The following is a 16,926-nucleotide window of genomic DNA, read 5'->3' on the forward strand; positions in this document are numbered from 1 at the left end:
GGCTATGAAGCGCGACGCGCTGGCCGAGGAATTGCGGCTGGCCGGCATCGAGGCGGAAGTCGAACCCTGCGTGGACGCGCAGGGCGCAGGCAGGCGTCGGGCGACGTTCCACGCACGGCGCGGCGAGGACGGCGTCCTGCGCGTCGGCTTCATGCAGCCGAAGACCCACAACGTGCTCGACCTCGCCGAACATCCCGAGCCGATCCTGTCCGAGGCGATCCAGAAATCGGTCGAGCCGGTGCGGACCCTGGCGCGGCTCCTGCTCGGACTGAAGAAGCCGGTCGACGCCGTGGTGACCTCGACGCTTTCCGGGCTCGATATCGACCTGCGCGGCGCCGGCAAGGTGCCGGAGAAGGTGCGGCTCGCGCTCGCCGAGACGGCGCAGCGGCTCGATCTGGCGCGGCTATCGCTGCACGGCGATCTCGTCGTCGAGGCCCGGCCGCCCATCGTCCGGTTCGGACGTGCCGAGGTGATCCTGCCGCCCGGCGGTTTCCTGCAGGCGACAGAAGCCGGCGAGGCCGCGCTCGCGGGGCTGGTGACAGAGGGCGTCGGGTCGGCGAAGCGCGTGGCCGACCTCTTCGCGGGCGTGGGAACGTTCGCGCTGCGCTTGGCCGAGAAGGCCTTGGTTCTCGCGGTCGAGCAGGATCGCACCGCGCTCGCCGCGCTCGACCGCGCGTGGCGGAAGACGCAGGGGCTGAAGCAGATCACGCAGGAAGCACGCGACCTGTTCCGTCGCCCGATGCTCGCCGCCGAGCTGAAGGACATGGACGTCGTGGTCTTCGACCCGCCGCGCGCGGGGGCCGATCACCAGGCACGGAACATCGCCGCTTCAAGGGTCAAGCGCGTGGTCGCCGTCTCGTGCAACGCGCAGACTTTTGCGCGCGACCTGAAGATTCTCGTCGATGGCGGCTTCCGGGTCGAGAAGGTCACGCCGGTCGACCAGTTCCGAAATTCGCCCCACACCGAAGCGGTCGCGGTGCTCGGCCGTTAAGGATTGGAGCGGAGCGGGAACGAACGCGGCACGAATCGCTGATTTGGCGATGTTCTTGTTGTGGTCCGTAGGGCACCTCCCGAAGCCTGAGCGAGACCCGCCCTGAATTCTGCTGGTTTGGAAGCGTTCGGCGGTTAAAAGCCTGCCCCAAATCGGGACGGCGCGCGTGTTCCGGGGCCGCGACGCGGAGCCCGGAACCCATATCCCGCAGTCTCCCGACTTCATCATCAGCACAGGGGCTATGGATCCCGGGCTCGGCTCCGCCGCCCCGGGATACCCTCAATCCGTCGACCAGTTCAGGAATTGGCCCCCGCCTACGTCGTCATCCTCCGGCTCGACCGGAGGATGACGGCGCCACAGCGCTAAATCCACCGTGCCTTGCCATCCTCGAACATCAGCGCCCTGCCCTGCTTGATGTCCTCGACCGGCAGATCGACCTGCGCCATTCCGGTCAGAAGGCCCAGCAGGACACGCGCGACCCCGCCGTGGGTGACCGCAAGCGTCGGCTTTTTCACATCCACAAGCCAATCGGCGATGCGGTCGGAAAGCATGGAATAGCTCTCGCCGCCCGGCGGGCAGAAGGCCCATTTGTCGGCTTTGCGCTTGGCCGCGAGGTCCGGGAAACTCCGCTTCACGTCGTCCCAGGTCGAGCATTCCCAGGAACCGAAGGTCAGCTCCTTGAGGCGCGGATCGAGGCGGTAATCCTTCGGGTCGACGCCCATCGCCGCGCGCATCAGCTCCATCGTGTCGCGGGTGCGGATCAAGGGGCTTGCGACGAAATCCCAGCCGAGCACTTCGGGGGCGTGCTGGAGAAGGAGACGGCCGACCGCCTCCGCCTGGTCGCGGCCGCGGCCGTTCATCCGGACGTCCTGCTGCCCCTGGAGCCTGCCCTCGAGGTTCCAGTCGGTCTCGCCATGCCGGACGATGCAGAGCGGATAATCGAGCGGCATGAAGCTTTTGACCTGCGGCGCGGGAAAATTACGGCGCCTGTCAAAGCACGGGACTTGCGGGAGGTACAGTCTCCGGGCGATCTGAATGCATGCGAAGTGTCGCGATTGTCGTTTTTCCCGGAGTCCAGGCACTCGATGTCGCCGGACCCGTCGACGTATTCGCCGAGGCCAACGGGTTCCTGCCCAAAGGCGACGGCTATGCGGTGACTCTCGTCGGCACCGAGGCCGGCCCGTTCCGCGCCTCGAACGGAATGCAGTTCGTGGCCGACATCACGCTCGACCAGACCGCCGAACGCTACGACTACGTCTTCGTCGCGGGCGGTCCGCTTCTGCCGGTGCAGCCGGCGAACTCCCTATTGTCGCGGTGGCTGGTCGTGATGGCGCGGCGCGCCGACGCGATCGGCTCGATCTGCACCGGAGCCTTCGCGCTCGGTCATGCCGGCCTGCTGAACGGAAAGCGGGTGACGACGCACTGGCAGAACGCGCCCGTCCTGGCGGAGCAGTTTCCGGATGCGAGCGTCGAATACGACCGCATCTTCCTGCGCGACGGGACATTGGTGACGTCCGCCGGCGTCACCGCCGGCATCGACCTCGCGCTCGCGCTCGTGGCCGAGGACCATGGCTCGAACATCGCGCTCCTCGTTGCCAAGCGGCTCGTCGTCGTCGCCCAGCGACAGGGTGGGCAGTCGCAGTTCAGCCCATACCTCAACGCCGCCGAGCCGGGATCGCCGATCGCTAAGGTGCAGGCGCATGTCATGGCGAACATCTCCGAGAGCTTCACCGTCGAGCGGCTGGCATCGGTGGCGGGGATGAGCGAGCGCAACTTCGCTCGGCAGTTCGCGCAGGCGGCGAAGATGACGCCGCATGAATTCGTCGAGGGCGCGCGCATTGACGCCGCGCGCAATCTGCTCGAAGGCACCGACAAGCCGCTGAAGACCATCGCCTTCGATTGCGGTTTCGGCTCGCCGGACCGGATGCGGCTCGTTTTCCTGAAGCGGATGGGACTGACGCCGGCGCAATACCGGGCGAGCTTCCACGCCGACGAGACGCCGTTTCCCGGCGCCTGAGCGCGCCGCACCCGTCGCTTTCTGCCAAACGCGCGCGCTTTACCGCCAACCGCGCGAGCGCGCCTTGAGAGCTCGTCATACGCGAGCGACCTGTCTCCCACGCCGCGACCACATCTGAGACGCGGCGGTGAGGAGCACTTCCATGACCAAGCCGCTCGAAGGCATCAAGATCATCGATTTCACCCACGTACAGGCAGGACCGGCCGCGACGCAGATGCTCGCTTGGTTCGGCGCCGACGTGATCAAGGTCGAGCGTCCCGGTTCCGGCGACGTGACGCGCTCGCAGCTTCGCCACATCAAGGATGCGGACGCGCTCTATTTCACGATGCTGAACTCGAACAAGAAGTCGCTGACGCTCGATACCAAGACCCAGAAGGGCAAGAAGGTCCTGGAGCGGCTGATCAGGGAATCCGACGTGCTTGTCGAGAACTTCGCGCCCGGCGCGCTCGACCGCATGGGCTTCACCTGGGAGCACATCCACGAGCTGAACCCGGGCATGATCGTCGCCTCGGTGAAGGGCTTCTCGGACGGCCACCATTTCGAGGACCTGAAGGTCTACGAGAACGTGGCGCAGGCGGCCGGCGGCGCGGCCTCGACTACCGGTTTCTGGGACGGCCCGCCCACCGTGAGCGGCGCGGCACTCGGCGATTCCAACACCGGCATGCACCTCGTCATCGGCATCCTGACGGCGCTGCATGCGCGCGACAAGAATGGCGGCAAGGGTCAGAAGGTCTCGGTGTCGATGCAGGACGCGGTGATCAATCTCGTCCGCGTCAAGCTGCGCGACCAGCAGCGGCTCGATGCGACCGGCATCCTCGAGGAATACCCGCAATATCCGCACGGTCAGTTCACCGATGTGGTGCCGCGCGGGGGCAATGCGGGCGGCGGCGGCCAGCCGGGCTGGGTGCTGAAATGCAAAGGCTGGGAGACAGACCCGAACGCCTATATCTACTTCACCATCCAGGGCCACGCCTGGCCGAAGGTGGCGGAAGCGATCGGCAAGCCGGAATGGATCGACGATCCGGCCTACAACACGGCCCTGGCGCGGCAGGACAAGATCTTCGACATCTTCTCCTACATCGAGGAATGGCTGTCGGACAAAACCAAGTTCGAGGCCGTCGACATCCTGCGCAAGTTCGACATTCCCTGCGCGCCAGTGCTGTCGATGAAGGAGATCGCCAACGATCCGTCGCTCCGCAAGAGCGGCACGATCGTCGAGGTGAACCATCCGGTCATCGGCAAGTACCTGACCGTCGGCAGCCCGATCAAATTCTCCGATCTCGACATCGACATCACGGCGTCGCCGCTGCTCGGCCAGCACACCAATGACGTGCTGAAGGACCTCGGCTACTCGCAGGAAGAGATCTCCGAACTGCACGACGAAAAAGCGGTCTGACCGCGCCAATCCAGGCGGTCGCGACGATGCGGCCGCCTCTCCTTCCCAAAGGAATCAACGAGATGACTTCGACCATTGGCGGGGTGAGCATCCCCGACAGCAAACTGGCGCGCGACGTGACGGAATTCGTCCGTGACAACGCCACGCCGCTCCTCTTCCACCATTCGAGCCGCGTCTATTATTTCGGCGCGCTCGCCGGAAAGCACCGCAGCCTGAAATTCGATCCAGAACTGCTCTATGCGGGCGCGATGTTCCACGACATGGGGCTGATGCATACGCATTCGAGCGCGCATGAGCGCTTCGAGGTCGACGGCGCCAATGCGGCGCGGGACTTCCTCAAATGGCAGGGCATCGCGCAGTCCGACATCGACACCGTGTGGACCGCGATCGCGCTGCACACGACGCCCGGCATTCCGCAGCACATGCATCCGGTCGTCGCGCTGGTGACGGCCGGCGTCGAGATGGACGTGCTGGGGCTGACATATCCGGACTATTCGGACGAGGAACGCGAGGCCGTGGTGCACGCGCATCCGCGCACGCCGCACTTCAAGGAAGACATCATCCAGGCCTTCTACGACGGCATCAAGCACAAGCCGGAAACGACCTTTGGCAACGTCAAGGCCGATGTGCTGGCGGAGAAGGACCCGCACTTCCATCGCGGGAATTTCTGCAGCGTGATCAGAGGGTCCGCGTGGAGGTGATTGAGTTCGTGTCCCGGTCCGGGTGCGGCAAAGCTGCGTCCCGAGAACCGGACCCAGCGTACCTCGCGGCGAAGCCGCACTGAATCTTGGTGCCTCTCCCAGCCGCTAAGCAGAAATAGCTGAAGCGCTTCGCGAGTATGCGCCGGGTTCTCGCGATGCGCCTCGCGTACGCGGACCGGGACACGGTTATTCCCTCACCGCGACCGAAATATCAGGCGCGTCGGGATGCTTCATGCCAACGATGTGGTAGCCGGCGTCGACATGATGGATCTCTCCAGTCACGCCGCGGCTGAAATCCGACAGGAAATAGAGTGCGGCATCGCCGACCTCGTCGATCGTGACCGTGCGGCGGAGCGGCGAGTTCAGCTCGTTCCACTTCAGGATGTAACGGAAATCGCCGATTCCCGACGCAGCCAGCGTCTTGATCGGGCCGGCGGAGAGCGCGTTGACGCGGATCTTCTTCTCGCCGAGATCGGCCGCGAGATAGCGTACGCTCGCCTCGAGCGCGGCCTTGGCGACGCCCATGACGTTGTAGTGCGGCATCCACTTCTCGGCGCCGTAATAGGTGAGCGTCAGCAGCGAGCCGCCGGTCGTCATCAGCTTCTCCGCCCGCTGGGCGATGGCCGTGAACGAATAGCAGGAGATGTTGAGCGTGCGGTCGAAGTTCGCGGACGTCGTATCAACGTAGCGGCCGTCGAGTTCGTCCTTGTCGGAGAAGGCCACGGCGTGGACGACGAAATCGAGCCCGCCCCAGGCCTTATCGATCTCGGCGAAGACGGCGTCGATCGAGGCGGGGTCGGTGACGTCGCAATGACCAGCGAGGAGCGCGCCGAGCTCCGCGGCAAGCGGCTCGACGCGTTTCTTCAGGGCGTCGCCCTGCCAGGTAAGAGCAAGCTGGGCACCCTGGCCGGCGCAGGCCTTGGCGATGCCCCAGGCAATCGAGCGGTTGTTGGCGACACCGAGAACGAGGCCTCGTTTGCCGGCCATCAGGCCCTGCGCGCTGGTCATAATGTCCGGTCCTCTTGGGGATGTTTCGCCCCTCATGGCACGGCAGGGATGGGGCTTCAAGCCGCGCTCGCGGACTTATACGGGGTTAGCTTGCCTTGCGCGGGTCATAGGGCGCGCCGTCACGCATGCGCTTGGCGAGCTTCTCCAGCTCGGCGTCCGGACCAGGCGGCAGGACGACGCGGAGCGACACCAGGAGGTCGCCCGTGCCGGCTATACCCTTGCCCTTCAGGCGCATGGTCCTGGCGCCCGTGGAATTCGGCGGGACCGTCAGTTCGACGGAGCCATCGAGCGTCGGCACGCGGATCTTGCCGCCGAGCACCGCCTCGTAAAGCGTGATCGGTACCTCCACCCGAACATTGTGACCGTCGGCGCGGAAATGCGGATGCGAGGCGATGTGGACGGTGACCAGAAGGTCGCCCGGCTCGCCACCCAGAGGCGAGGAATTACCCTGCCCCTTCAGGCGGATCGTCTTGCCTTCCTGGATGCCCGCTGGAATAGAGAATTCGAGTTCGCGGCCGGTCGGCAGCACGACGCGCGCCTTGCCGCCGATTGCCCAATCGGTGAACGGCACAGTGACCTCGGCGGAGAGATCGTCGCCCTTCGGCGCGCTCTGGGTGCGCCCCGCGGTTCCCGCGCCTGCGGCGAAGCCCGCGCGGCCACGGCCCCCGAGACCGGCGAACAGATCGGAGAAGATGTCCTCGGCCGAGAAGCCGCTGGACCGGCCGCTGCCGCCACTGCCGCCGGTCCAGGTATATTGCTCGAAGCCGCCGGCACCCGCCCCCGTTCCACGGCTGCCGCCGAACCCGCCGAAGCCCGAGAATTTCGGCTTGCCCTCGGCGTCGATCTCGCCGCGATCGAACTGGCCCCGCTTCTCGCTGTCGGACAGGAGATCATAGGCGTGCGAGAGCTCCGAGAAGCGCTCCTTCGCCTTCGGATCGTTCGGATTGCGATCGGGATGGTGCGTCTTGGCGAGCTTGCGGAACGCCTTCTTGATCTCGGCGTCGCTCGCGCCCTTCGGCACGTTCAGAACGTCATATGGGTCGCGCATCAGGCCAGTTCCCCGCCGCCCGTCTTATTCGTAGTCATATGTGCGCGATGTGGGAAACCTGTTGCCAAAATGCAACGGGTTTAGAGAGTGGTCTTGTTGGTCTGGGCGATGTCCCATTGACCATCGGCGGTCCTGCAGGCGCGACCGTTCAGACGAACTTCCTTGCCGTTCTCCAGGCGGGTCGCGACAAAGTCGCGGCAGGTCTGGCCGGAAGCGGTGATCGCCGGAGCGCTCGGGGCGAAATTGCCGCGTGCACCCGTCTCGGGATTGGCCCACGGAACCGGCGGACCGTCGGAGGTGCTGGTCAGGGCAAGACCCAGCGCTCCGCGCGCATAGTTCCAATCGGTGTTGTTGAGATCGGTCGTGCCGGCGCTGGCAACCTGGGTGCCGCTGACCGCCGCGCGGCCGGTCGCCGGGGTCGCGACGCTGCCGGTAACCTCGGGCTTCTCGGATTCGCCGGTCAGCGAACCCATCCGCATGCTGCATCCGGCTGAGAGGAGGCAGGCGAGAACGAGAACCGTTCCCTTCGCCGTCCAACCGGGACGGGACGACCGTGATGGTCTATACATGCGATCCGCCGCCAAGGGACACTCCAACCACTAGTCCGCACAATGCACGAACTTAATTCAAATGGAAGCCCGGAATCATTAAAGAATGGTGACTTTACTGAGGCGAATGACCCAATCGGGCTTTTTTCTGAGTGGTTAGCCGAAGCAAGCTTGAGCGAGATCAACGATCCGAACGCAATGGCTTTAGCAACAGCTGACTCTGACCTTATGCCGAACGTTAGAATGGTTTTGCTTAAAGGTTTCGACGGTGAAGGCTTCGTGTTTTACACGAACTCGCAGAGTGCAAAGGGTGAAGAACTTGCGGCAAATGCCAAGGCTGCGCTCGTCTTTCACTGGAAGAGCATTCGCCGCCAGGTGCGGGTGCGCGGCACGGTCGAGATGGTCACGACCGAGGAAGCCGACGCATATTTCGCGACCCGTCCCCTGCAAAGCCGCATCGCCGCGTCCGCCTCGCGGCAATCGCGTCCGCTCGACAGCCGTGCCGTCTTCGAACGCGCAATGGAAGAGGTCAAGGAACGCTTCCCGGGTGAGGATATTCCCAGGCCGTCGCACTGGAACGGCTATCGTGTCGTCCCGATATCCATCGAGTTCTGGCACGACCGGCCGTATCGCATGCACGACCGAATCGCCTTCACCCGCCCCACCCGCGACGCGGCCTGGGCAAAGACCCGGCTTTATCCATGAGTTTGAAACCGAATGATCGCCGCACGCTGCTCCTGACCGGGGCCTCGCGGGGCATCGGGCACGCCACGGTTAAGCGCTTCTCGGCCGCCGGCTGGCGGGTCATCACCGCCTCGCGGCACGCCTTTCCGGAGAACTGCCCGTGGGCGGCCGGGCCGGAGGACCATCTCCAGATCGACCTGGCCGACCCGGAGAATACAGAACAGGCGATCAGGGACGTCCGCAGCCGGCTGGACGGCGGGATGCTGCATGCGCTGGTCAACAATGCCGCGATTTCTCCGAAGGGTCCGGGCGGCTCGCGGCTCGGCACGATGGAGACGAGCTTCGCGGACTGGATGACGGTGTTCCAGGTCAACTTCTTCGCGCCGGTCATGCTGGCGCGCGGGCTGTGCGAGGAGTTGAAGGCCGCGGGCGGCGCGGTGGTGAACGTGTCGTCGATTGCCGGATCGCGCGTGCACCCGTTCGCCGGAGCGGCCTATTCGACATCGAAGGCGGCGCTGGCCGCGCTGACCCGCGAAATGGCGGCGGATTTCGGCCCACTCGGCATCCGCGTTAACGCGATCGCACCGGGCGAGATCGACACCTCGATCCTCTCACCGGGAACAGAGAAGCTGGTCGAGCAGATCCCCCTCAGGAGGCTCGGCCGGCCGGAAGAGGTCGCAAGCGCGATCTATTTCCTGTGCTCGGAGCAGTCGACCTATGTGAACGGCGCCGAGATCCACATTAACGGCGGTCAGCACGTCTGATCGCGGGGGAGTGCCTCCCGCTCAACGGGAGGTACGCCTCAAGCCACTTTCTGCGCGGCCTTCTTCAGGCCGACCAGCGCCCGGAAATTGCCGATCGGCTCGGGCTTGCCGATGAGGAAGCCCTGGATATCCGTGCAGTCGAGCGCGGCGAGGAAAGCGTGCTGCTCCTCGGTTTCCACACCCTCGGCGGTGATCGGGACATTCAGGCCGCGGCCGAGGCCGACGATGGCGCGAATGATCGCCTCGGACTGTCGGTTGCCATCAAGGCTCGCGACGAACGACCGGTCGATCTTGATGCGATCGAACGGGAACGCCTGCAGATAGGCGAGCGAGGAATAACCGGTGCCGAAATCATCCATCGCGATGCAGACGCCGAGCGCCTTGATCTCTTCGAGCACTTTCAGGGCGCGCGCGAAATCGTGGATCAGAACGCCTTCGGTGATCTCCAGTTCGAGCCGCTTCGGATCGAGACCGGTCTCGGCGAGCACCTGCCGGACGAGAGCGGGAAGGTCGCCATGCTCGAACTGGACCGGCGAGAGATTGACGGCCACCGTCAGCGGATTGGCCCAGGTCACCGCCTCGGCGCAGGCCGTGCGCAGCACAAATTCGCCGAGTTCGACGATGAGGCCGTTCTCCTCGGCGAGCGGCACGAATTCGGAGGGCTGGACGGAACCGCGCTTCGGGCTTTCCCACCGGAGCAGGGCCTCGAAGCCCGAAACCACACCGGTCGCGGTCTCAGCCTGCGGCTGATAGTGGAGGCAGAACTCTCCACGCGGCAGCGCATCGCGCATTTCGGCCTGCATCGCACGGCGTTCGCGCAGCCGCAGATCCATTTCCGGCTCGAAGAAGCGGTAGGCGCCGCGGCCGTCCTGCTTGGCGCGATAGAGCGCCGCGTCGGCATTGGGATGCAGCGTGTCGACGTCGCGCCCGTCCCTCGGGAATACGGCAATGCCGATCGAGGTCGCGGCGCGGAAGGTGTTCCCGTCGACGTCGACGTCACGGCACACTGCGGCGATGAGGCGTTCGGCTAGATCCTGCGCGCCCTCCGGCTGGACAACGCCGGACTGCACGACCACGAATTCGTCGCCACCGATACGCGCGAGCATCTCGGTCGGACGAAGGGCGGCGCTCATCGCGCTCGCGAGATTGCGCAGCAGGGCATCGCCCGCATGGTGGCCGAAGATGTCGTTGACCTGCTTGAACCGGTCGAGATCGAGCGCGAGCAGCGCCAGCTGTCCCCCGCTCCTTTCCGCCGCATCGAGCCGCTCGCGGAGCACCTCGGCGAGACGCGCCCGGTTCGGCAGACCGGTCAGGAGGTCGTGATAGGCCATGTGGTGGATCCGCTTCTCGGCGGCGCGGCGCTCGCTGAGATCGCGGATCGCATAGACGCGGCTCGTCATGCCCTGAAGGCCGATCCGGCGCACCACGATCTCGGCCGGCACCACCTTGCCGGATTTGGCGATCAGGTCGACCTCGGTCGGGCAATTGTCGTCCAGGGAAGCAAGCGTCTTGCGGCCGGTCGTGCGGATCAGTTCGAGCTTGCGTCCTGTGACCTCGGCCACCGAATAGCCGAGCAGCGCCTCGAAGCTTGCATTGGCATCCCTGATGATCTCGTTCTCGACGATCAGCAAGCCTTCGACCGCCGCGTCGGCGAGGCTCTTCAGCCGCCTGGCTTCCTCCACCTTCCGCTCGCCGAGCCGCCGATCGAAGATGACGCAGAGAAGTGCGAGGCTGAAGATCATCAGCGACGCCATCACGACTCCGATCGCCAGAACATCGTCCGAGATCGCGCTCGGCGCGACGATACGGGCCGGATCCGGCGTCAGCGTGACCGCGCTCATGGCCGTGAAATGAAGCGCAACGATGCCGAGGACGAGAAGGCCCGCCGCGGCCAGAAGGCCGCGATCGCCCTGCATCCTGCGGCTCGCGAACAGGGCCGCCGTCGCGAAGATTGCCGACGATACGATCGAGGCGATGACGAGCGCCGTATCCCAGCTGATGAGCCCCGGGAGCACGAGCCCGCTCATGCCGACATAGTGCATGATTGCGACCCCGTAGCCGAGCGTCGAGCCACCCAGGGCCAGCCGCCATTTGCCGCCCGCGGCGGCGAGCGTGAAGCCCGCGCCGGACAGGGCTATCGCGATAATGAGCGACAGTAATGTGCGCTGGATATCGAAATGGATGTCGACCGGGGTCTTGTAGGCCAGGATGGCGATGAAATGGGTCGACCAGACCGCACAGCCTCCCGCCAGTGCGGCGGTGCCAAGCCAGATGACGCGCTCTGAACCGCCAGTCGCCTGCGCCCGCTGAAAGACGCGCATCGCTGTGATCGATCCGAGCACGCACATGAAGGCCGCGACGAGGACCAGCCATGGGTCGTGCTCGAAAGCCAGGCAACTGAGGATGCGGTACATTAGTCAGCCCCAAAAATGCAGTCTGGCATGTACATTGCGCCAGACTGACGGGGCATTAACGTAAGCCGCCCAAGTCTTATATTCTGATATAAAGGTGAACTTTGGCCTAATATTCGAGCAATACTAAAGCCATCTCTTCAACCTAAAGATGAGGTACGGTACAACCGCAGAGAGAAGCATCGCGATCAACGCGATCGGATAGCCCCAAGGATGGCTGAGCTCGGGCATGTACTCGAAGTTCATCCCGTAAGTCGACGCGATCAGTGTCGGCGGCATCAGGATCACGGCGACAACCGAGAATAGCTTCACGAGATCGTTCTGCTCGATCGTCACCATGCCGACCGTTGCGTCGAGCAGGAAGGTAATCTTGTCGCCGAGATAGGATGTGTGGTCGCGCAGGCTTTCGGCGTCGCGGCGCATCACGGACAGCTGGGCGCTGGCCTGTTTCGAGACTTTCTGCCCACCGGCATCGACCGAGAGGAAGCCGACCATGCGCGACAGCGAAACCAGGCTTTCCCGCGCCATCGAGAGAAGGTCGCCCTTGCGACCGATGGTCCGCAGGATCGCCATATAATCCTTCTTCTGCCGGATGCCCTTCTCCGGGCGGGCGAAGATGCGGTGCGAGACCATGTCGATGTCCGAACCGGCCCGCTCGAGTATATCGGCGGTTCGATCGATGATCGCTTCGAGCAGGCCGAGCAGGATCGCCTCGCCCGTCTGCGGCGCGTCCTGCTGCTTGCACACGCGCTGGATGTAGAGCTCGACCGAGCGAGGCTCGCCACGGCGGACGGTGATCAATCGATTACCGGCGAGAATGAAGCCGACATTGACGAGTCCCGGCTTGTCGGACTTCACGCCTGCCAACACCGATGCCGTCATGTAGCGCGCGCCATCCTCGAAGTAGAGGCGGCTCGACGCCTCTATCTCCTGCATGTCCTCTTCCGTGGGCACTGCCACGCCGACGCAGGCTTCGACAGCCTTGTCCTCCTCCGGAGTCGGATGGAGCATGTCGAGCCAGACGGCGTTGTCGGGCAATGTCTCGCCCGGCTGATGCGGTCGCCGATCGAGGGCGCCGCCCGTCGCCAGATAAAGGGTCAGCATCGTCTCAGGCGGGGTCGAGCGGCATTGTCCCGGTAGGGTTGCCGGAGGCGTCTGTGGTGATCTTCTCGACACGCGCCTCGGCCGCCTTCAGCAGGCGGTCGCAATGGCGCTTCAGGGCGTCGCCGCGCTCGTAGAGCGTGATCGACTTCTCGAGCGGGACATCGCCGCGCTCGAGATCGGCGACGATTTTTTCAAGCTCGGCCAAAGCCTGCTCGAACGGCATCGCCTGGATATCGGACGGAATCTCGGCCACGCCTCAGCCCTTCTGCAATTCGCTGACATGGGCTTTCACCGAGCCCGACAGACCCTGGAGGTCATAGCCCCCTTCGAGAACGGAAACGAGCCGGCCGCCGCAGAGTTTCTCCGCCGATTCCATCAACTTTCGGGTAACCCACGCGAAATCCTCCTCAACCATGCGGAGCGAGGCGAGCGGATCGCGCTCATGCGCGTCGAAGCCGGCCGAGACGATGATCAGTTCCGGTCCGAACGTTTCGAGCGCCGGCAGGATGTGGTCGTTGAACGCTTCGCGCAGCTTCACGCCGCCATCGCCGGGCGCGAGGGGGGCATTGAAGATGTTGCCGGTGCCGGTCTCGCTCATCGCGCCGGTGCCCGGATAGAGCGGCATCTGGTGCGTCGAGGCGTAGAGGACCGACGGATCGGAATAGAAGATCTCCTGCGTGCCATTGCCGTGATGGACGTCGAAATCGACGATCGCGACCTTCTTCAGCCCATGCTTCTTCTGCGCATGGCGAGCGCCGATGCCGATATTGTTGAACAGGCAGAAGCCCATAGCCCGCTCGCTCTCGGCATGGTGGCCCGGCGGACGGCAGGCGACGAAGGCGTTCTGTGCCTCGCCGTCGAGCACCGCATCGACCGCGCGAAGCGTACCGCCGACACCGCGCAGCACGACTTCCCATGTCGACGGCTCCATCATCGTGTCGCCGTCGAGATAGACGTAGCCCTCGTTCGGGCGGGCCTCTTCAAGCGCGTCGACGTAGCGGTCGGTATGGACATAACGCGTCACCGCGACATCGGCGACCTCGGCCCGCTCGCGCAGCAGCGCATCGAACTCCGGCTGACCCAGCACCGCCTCGACCGCCCGATAACGATCCGGCCGCTCGGGATGGCCGGCGGAGGTCTTGTGAAGGGCAAAGTGCGGATGGTGCAAAAGCAGCGTGGCCAAAGGCATCTCTCAGGCTGGATGGGGATTTGCGGCGGAGGAGACACCCGCGCGGGCAGGAAGGCAAGGCTTGATCCATTTGAAAATGATAGCCGTGGGGACCTCAACTCCCGCACGGGCGTTCTCAGAACACCCCCAGCATGGTAGCCAGCGCCGCGTGAGCACAGAAACCACCGTTTCCCCCAAAATCCTGACGCCCGACACCAATGCGATCGGCAAAGCCGTCTGGGCGCTCGCGTCCGGCGAACTGGTCGCGTTTCCGACCGAGACGGTCTACGGGCTCGGCGCCGATGCCAGGAACGGACGGGCGATAGCCTCGATCTACGAGACGAAGGGCCGGCCGAGCTTCAATCCTCTCATCGCCCACGTCACCGGGATCGATGCGGCGCGCGAGGCTGGCGGCATGTTCGACGAGCGCGCGGTCAAGCTGGCAAAGGCGTTCTGGCCGGGGCCGCTGACCCTCGTCGTGCCCTGCACGGCCGATTGCGCGGTGCATGAACTGGCGCGGGCCGGACTCGACACCCTGGCGCTTCGCGCTCCCGCGCATCCCGTTGCCCAGAAGCTTCTGGACGAATTCGGGGCACCGGTCGTTGCTCCCTCGGCGAACAAATCCGGCCATGTCAGCCCGACGCGGGCCGAGCATGTGGCGAGCGACCTGACCGAGGGCGTCAGCATCATCCTCGACGGCGGACCGACCGAAGTCGGTGTCGAATCCACCGTCGTCGCCTGCCTGCCGGGCGAGCCGGTACGGCTGCTCCGGCCGGGTGGCGTTACTCGCGAAGAGATCGAGCGCGTGACCGGCGAGGTTCTGGGCGAGGCCAGCGAGGCTGTGCAGTCGCCGGGCATGCTGGCGCAGCATTACGCGCCGCGCGCGGCCGTGCGGCTGAACGCGACCGAGATCGCGGGCGGCGAGGCCTGGCTGGGCTTCGGCGAGATCGCGCCGCTCGGCGGACGCGGCATCGCCCATCTCAATCTCAGCCCGACGGGCGATCTGGCCGAGGCGGCGGCCAACCTGTTCGCTTACCTGCGCGAGCTCGATGCATTGGCTCCGACAGCGATCGCGGTAGCCGCGGTCCCGGATACCGGGTTGGGCGAGGCGATCAACGATCGGTTGAGGCGGGCTGCGACGCGGTGAGCGCTTTCCGGGGCGGCGAAGCCGAGCCCGGAATCCATAATCCCGGCGCCGATGGGATCGTCATGCTCCGGGGCGTGGAACCGCGGTCACCGCCGTCCCTGTCCCGGTCCGCGTGGGCGAAGGCCATCGCGGAACCGGGACCCAGCGCGTACTAGCGAAGCCCTTAAGCTATAAAGCGCCTGCGGCGCGCTCAAACGCAGGGTCCCGGATCTGCGCGCGGTCGCGCACTTGTCCGGGGAACGTTCGGTGGGAACCGGCCGAGCCGAGTGAGGGGGACGGACGCCAAGGGCGTTCCGAACCACGGCACAGCCTCTCCTCCGTCATGCCAAGGCTTGGCCTTGGCATCCACGAGTTCACGGCATGTCGAGAGGAACAGGACGTGGATGGCCGGGACGACGCGCCTCCACCCTCTCCCGAGGGGAGAGGGAAACCAAGCAGAAGAGTGAAACGCCACAGATGCATCCCTTCATTCCCTCGCCTATCATTCCTCCATGAACTCCCTCCCTGATCGCCTCGCCCAAATCGTCGGCCCCTCGAACGTCATCCCCACGCCCGAACCGGCCTCGCCCTACCTCAATGAACGGCGTGGCCTATTTCATGGGCGTGCGGCGGCGGTGGTGCGGCCGGGATCGACGGAAGAGGTCGCGGCCGTCGTACGGCTGGCACGGGAAACCGGCGCACCCATCGTTCCGCAGGGCGGCAATACCGGACTCGTCGGCGGCGGTGTGCCGGACGAACAGGGCGGCGCGATCCTGCTCTCGCTGACCCGTATGAACCGCATCCGCGCGGTCGATCCCGAGGGCAACACGTTGGTGCTCGACGCGGGAGCGACGCTTGCCCAGGCGCGCCGCGCGGCGGAGGACGTGGACCGGCTGTTTCCGCTGAGCCTTGCCCCCGAGGAAACCTGCACGATCGGCGGCAATCTCGCCTCCAATGCGGGCGGACTCGCGGTTCTGGCGTATGGCTCGATGCGCGACTTCGTGCTCGGCCTCGAAGTCGTGCTGGCCGACGGGCGGATCTGGAACGGGCTCCGTACGCTCCGGAAGGACAATACCGGCTACGACCTCAAGCACGTCTTCACCGGCTCGGAAGGCACGCTCGGCATCATCACCGGTGCGGCGCTGAAACTGTTCGCCCGACCGCGCGCGGTGGCCACCGGCCTTGCGGGCGTGGCCACGCCGGAAACGGCGCTTGCCCTGTTCCGACGGGCTCGCGCCGAAGCGGGGCCGATGGTGACGGCCGCCGAGATCATCCCCGCCTTCGGCATGGAACTGGCCGCGATGAAGCTCGGCCGCGAACTGCCGCTCCCCTCCGCGCCCGCTTGGTATGTCCTGCTGGAGTTCTCTTCCGTCTCGCCAGCGGCACTGACCGACGTGATGCAGCGCGTGCTGGAGGACGCCATCGAGGAGCGTGAGGCCTCCGATTTCGTCGTGGCCAACTCGGAATCGAGCAGGAAGACGCTCTGGGCGTTCCGAGAGGCGATGTCTGATTCGCAGGGGCTCGCGGGAGCGTCCATCAAACACGACGTCGCGGTTCCGGTCGCCGATGTGCCGGCCTTCATCCGGCAGGCACACGAGGCGGCGCTCGCCTGCGTGCCGGGATGCCGCCCCTGCCCGTTCGGCCATCTCGGCGACGGCAACATCCATTTCAACATCAGCCAGCCCGAAGACATGGCGCCCGAGGCGTTCATCGACAGATGGGAAGAGATGAATGCGGTGGTCCATGGTGTGGTCGCGCGCTTTAACGGCTCGATCGCGGCCGAACACGGCGTGGGGCGGCTGAAGCGCGATCTTTTGACGAGCGTCAAAAGCGAGGTGGAGCTTGATCTTATGCGGCGGCTGAAAAGCGCGCTCGACCCCGAGGGTCTGCTCAATCCAGGTGTGATTCTTCCGCCGCGTTAACCCCTCGGCAAGCGTGATCGCACAACGTTGAGACGCAA

The 16,926-nt window shown here is 65.3% G+C and carries 16 protein-coding genes; 8 read left to right on the plus strand and 8 right to left on the minus strand.

All coding sequences use genetic code 11. The features are described from left to right. Positions 1-4 precede the first annotated feature (4 nt). Entirely contained in the window at positions 5-991 is a 987-nt protein-coding gene (locus tag ACFPFW_RS03990) for a class I SAM-dependent RNA methyltransferase (RefSeq protein WP_114957206.1), read from the plus strand. A 362-nt stretch (positions 992-1,353) separates the two neighbouring features. Here ACFPFW_RS03990 and ACFPFW_RS03995 read toward each other — a convergent pair whose 3' ends face one another. Continuing rightward, positions 1,354-1,941 carry a histidine phosphatase family protein gene (locus tag ACFPFW_RS03995; protein WP_114957205.1) on the minus strand — a complete coding sequence of 196 codons (588 nt, stop codon included), beginning with the start codon at positions 1,939-1,941 and terminating at the stop codon, positions 1,354-1,356. Between the two features lie 89 nt (positions 1,942-2,030). Here ACFPFW_RS03995 and ACFPFW_RS04000 point away from each other — a divergent pair, with 89 nt between their 5' ends. The 3 genes from ACFPFW_RS04000 (at position 2,031) to ACFPFW_RS04010 (ending at position 5,105) form a co-directional block, all read left to right on the plus strand. Then, on the plus strand, positions 2,031-3,008 hold the full coding sequence (locus ACFPFW_RS04000) for a GlxA family transcriptional regulator (RefSeq protein WP_114957204.1): 978 nt from the start codon (positions 2,031-2,033) through the stop codon (positions 3,006-3,008). A 142-nt stretch (positions 3,009-3,150) separates the two neighbouring features. After that, positions 3,151-4,404, plus strand: a complete 1,254-nt coding sequence (gene frc / locus ACFPFW_RS04005; RefSeq protein WP_114957203.1) for a formyl-CoA transferase — start codon at positions 3,151-3,153, stop codon at positions 4,402-4,404. 62 nt (positions 4,405-4,466) lie between these two features. Next, positions 4,467-5,105: an HD domain-containing protein gene (locus ACFPFW_RS04010; protein WP_114957244.1), complete on the plus strand. Its 639-nt coding sequence runs from the start codon at positions 4,467-4,469 to the stop codon at positions 5,103-5,105. 186 nt (positions 5,106-5,291) lie between these two features. Here the strand turns inward: ACFPFW_RS04010 and fabI are convergent, their stop codons facing one another. The 3 genes from fabI to ACFPFW_RS04025 all read right to left on the minus strand — a co-directional run bounded on the left by fabI (position 5,292) and on the right by ACFPFW_RS04025 (position 7,730). Then, the gene (gene fabI / locus ACFPFW_RS04015; protein ID WP_114957202.1) at positions 5,292-6,113 is read right to left on the minus strand and encodes an enoyl-ACP reductase FabI; all 822 of its coding nucleotides are present in this window, start codon (positions 6,111-6,113) and stop codon (positions 5,292-5,294) included. 85 nt (positions 6,114-6,198) lie between these two features. Further along, positions 6,199-7,161, minus strand: a complete 963-nt coding sequence (locus tag ACFPFW_RS04020; RefSeq protein ID WP_114957201.1) for a DnaJ C-terminal domain-containing protein — start codon at positions 7,159-7,161, stop codon at positions 6,199-6,201. A gap of 80 nt (positions 7,162-7,241) precedes the next feature. Next, complete coding sequence (locus ACFPFW_RS04025) at positions 7,242-7,730, minus strand: RT0821/Lpp0805 family surface protein (RefSeq protein WP_114957200.1); 489 nt, start codon at positions 7,728-7,730, stop codon at positions 7,242-7,244. A gap of 42 nt (positions 7,731-7,772) precedes the next feature. Here ACFPFW_RS04025 and pdxH point away from each other — a divergent pair, with 42 nt between their 5' ends. Together pdxH and ACFPFW_RS04035 are read left to right on the plus strand one after the other, a co-directional pair. After that, on the plus strand, positions 7,773-8,414 hold the full coding sequence (pdxH, locus tag ACFPFW_RS04030; RefSeq protein ID WP_114957199.1) for a pyridoxamine 5'-phosphate oxidase: 642 nt from the start codon (positions 7,773-7,775) through the stop codon (positions 8,412-8,414). After that, positions 8,411-9,157 (plus strand): SDR family NAD(P)-dependent oxidoreductase, encoded by a 747-nt coding sequence (locus ACFPFW_RS04035; protein WP_114957198.1) that lies wholly within the window; start codon positions 8,411-8,413, stop codon positions 9,155-9,157. The genes pdxH and ACFPFW_RS04035 overlap by 4 nt, the downstream gene beginning before the upstream one ends. A 38-nt stretch (positions 9,158-9,195) precedes the next feature. Here ACFPFW_RS04035 and ACFPFW_RS04040 read toward each other — a convergent pair whose 3' ends face one another. The 4 genes from ACFPFW_RS04040 to ACFPFW_RS04055 form a co-directional block, all read right to left on the minus strand. After that, complete coding sequence (locus tag ACFPFW_RS04040; protein WP_114957197.1) at positions 9,196-11,571, minus strand: bifunctional diguanylate cyclase/phosphodiesterase; 2,376 nt, start codon at positions 11,569-11,571, stop codon at positions 9,196-9,198. 123 nt (positions 11,572-11,694) lie between these two features. Continuing rightward, on the minus strand, positions 11,695-12,672 hold the full coding sequence (locus ACFPFW_RS04045) for a magnesium transporter CorA family protein (RefSeq protein WP_114957196.1): 978 nt from the start codon (positions 12,670-12,672) through the stop codon (positions 11,695-11,697). Between the two features lie 4 nt (positions 12,673-12,676). Beyond that, entirely contained in the window at positions 12,677-12,925 is a 249-nt protein-coding gene (locus ACFPFW_RS04050; RefSeq protein ID WP_379769530.1) for an exodeoxyribonuclease VII small subunit, read from the minus strand. A gap of 3 nt (positions 12,926-12,928) precedes the next feature. Then, complete coding sequence (locus ACFPFW_RS04055) at positions 12,929-13,855, minus strand: histone deacetylase family protein (protein WP_114957195.1); 927 nt, start codon at positions 13,853-13,855, stop codon at positions 12,929-12,931. A 154-nt stretch (positions 13,856-14,009) separates the two neighbouring features. On the opposite strand from ACFPFW_RS04055, the gene ACFPFW_RS04060 reads away from it, so the two are divergent. Together ACFPFW_RS04060 and ACFPFW_RS04065 are read left to right on the plus strand one after the other, a co-directional pair. After that, complete coding sequence (locus ACFPFW_RS04060; protein ID WP_379769534.1) at positions 14,010-14,987, plus strand: L-threonylcarbamoyladenylate synthase; 978 nt, start codon at positions 14,010-14,012, stop codon at positions 14,985-14,987. Between the two features lie 491 nt (positions 14,988-15,478). Further along, positions 15,479-16,888, plus strand: coding sequence for an FAD-binding oxidoreductase (locus ACFPFW_RS04065; protein WP_114957193.1), 1,410 nt, complete (start codon positions 15,479-15,481; stop codon positions 16,886-16,888). Positions 16,889-16,926 lie beyond the last annotated feature (38 nt).

It is taken from the genome of Flaviflagellibacter deserti, assembly GCF_042652085.1.
In the GTDB taxonomy this organism is placed as follows: Bacteria; Pseudomonadota; Alphaproteobacteria; order Rhizobiales; family Methylopilaceae; genus Flaviflagellibacter; species Flaviflagellibacter deserti.

Excerpts from the sequence above, each read along its gene's own strand:
- ACFPFW_RS03990 (WP_114957206.1), top strand. The coding sequence starts at position 5 with ATGAAGCGCGACGCGCTGGCCGAGGAATTGCGGCTGGCCGGCATCGAG.
- ACFPFW_RS03995 (WP_114957205.1), bottom strand. The coding sequence starts at position 1,941 with ATGCCGCTCGATTATCCGCTCTGCATCGTCCGGCATGGCGAGACCGAC.
- ACFPFW_RS04000 (WP_114957204.1), top strand. The coding sequence starts at position 2,031 with ATGCGAAGTGTCGCGATTGTCGTTTTTCCCGGAGTCCAGGCACTCGAT.
- frc (WP_114957203.1), top strand. The coding sequence starts at position 3,151 with ATGACCAAGCCGCTCGAAGGCATCAAGATCATCGATTTCACCCACGTA.
- ACFPFW_RS04010 (WP_114957244.1), top strand. The coding sequence starts at position 4,467 with ATGACTTCGACCATTGGCGGGGTGAGCATCCCCGACAGCAAACTGGCG.
- fabI (WP_114957202.1), bottom strand. The coding sequence starts at position 6,113 with ATGACCAGCGCGCAGGGCCTGATGGCCGGCAAACGAGGCCTCGTTCTC.
- ACFPFW_RS04020 (WP_114957201.1), bottom strand. The coding sequence starts at position 7,161 with ATGCGCGACCCATATGACGTTCTGAACGTGCCGAAGGGCGCGAGCGAC.
- ACFPFW_RS04025 (WP_114957200.1), bottom strand. The coding sequence starts at position 7,730 with ATGTATAGACCATCACGGTCGTCCCGTCCCGGTTGGACGGCGAAGGGA.
- pdxH (WP_114957199.1), top strand. The coding sequence starts at position 7,773 with ATGCACGAACTTAATTCAAATGGAAGCCCGGAATCATTAAAGAATGGT.
- ACFPFW_RS04035 (WP_114957198.1), top strand. The coding sequence starts at position 8,411 with ATGAGTTTGAAACCGAATGATCGCCGCACGCTGCTCCTGACCGGGGCC.
- ACFPFW_RS04040 (WP_114957197.1), bottom strand. The coding sequence starts at position 11,571 with ATGTACCGCATCCTCAGTTGCCTGGCTTTCGAGCACGACCCATGGCTG.
- ACFPFW_RS04045 (WP_114957196.1), bottom strand. The coding sequence starts at position 12,672 with ATGCTGACCCTTTATCTGGCGACGGGCGGCGCCCTCGATCGGCGACCG.
- ACFPFW_RS04065 (WP_114957193.1), top strand. The coding sequence starts at position 15,479 with ATGAACTCCCTCCCTGATCGCCTCGCCCAAATCGTCGGCCCCTCGAAC.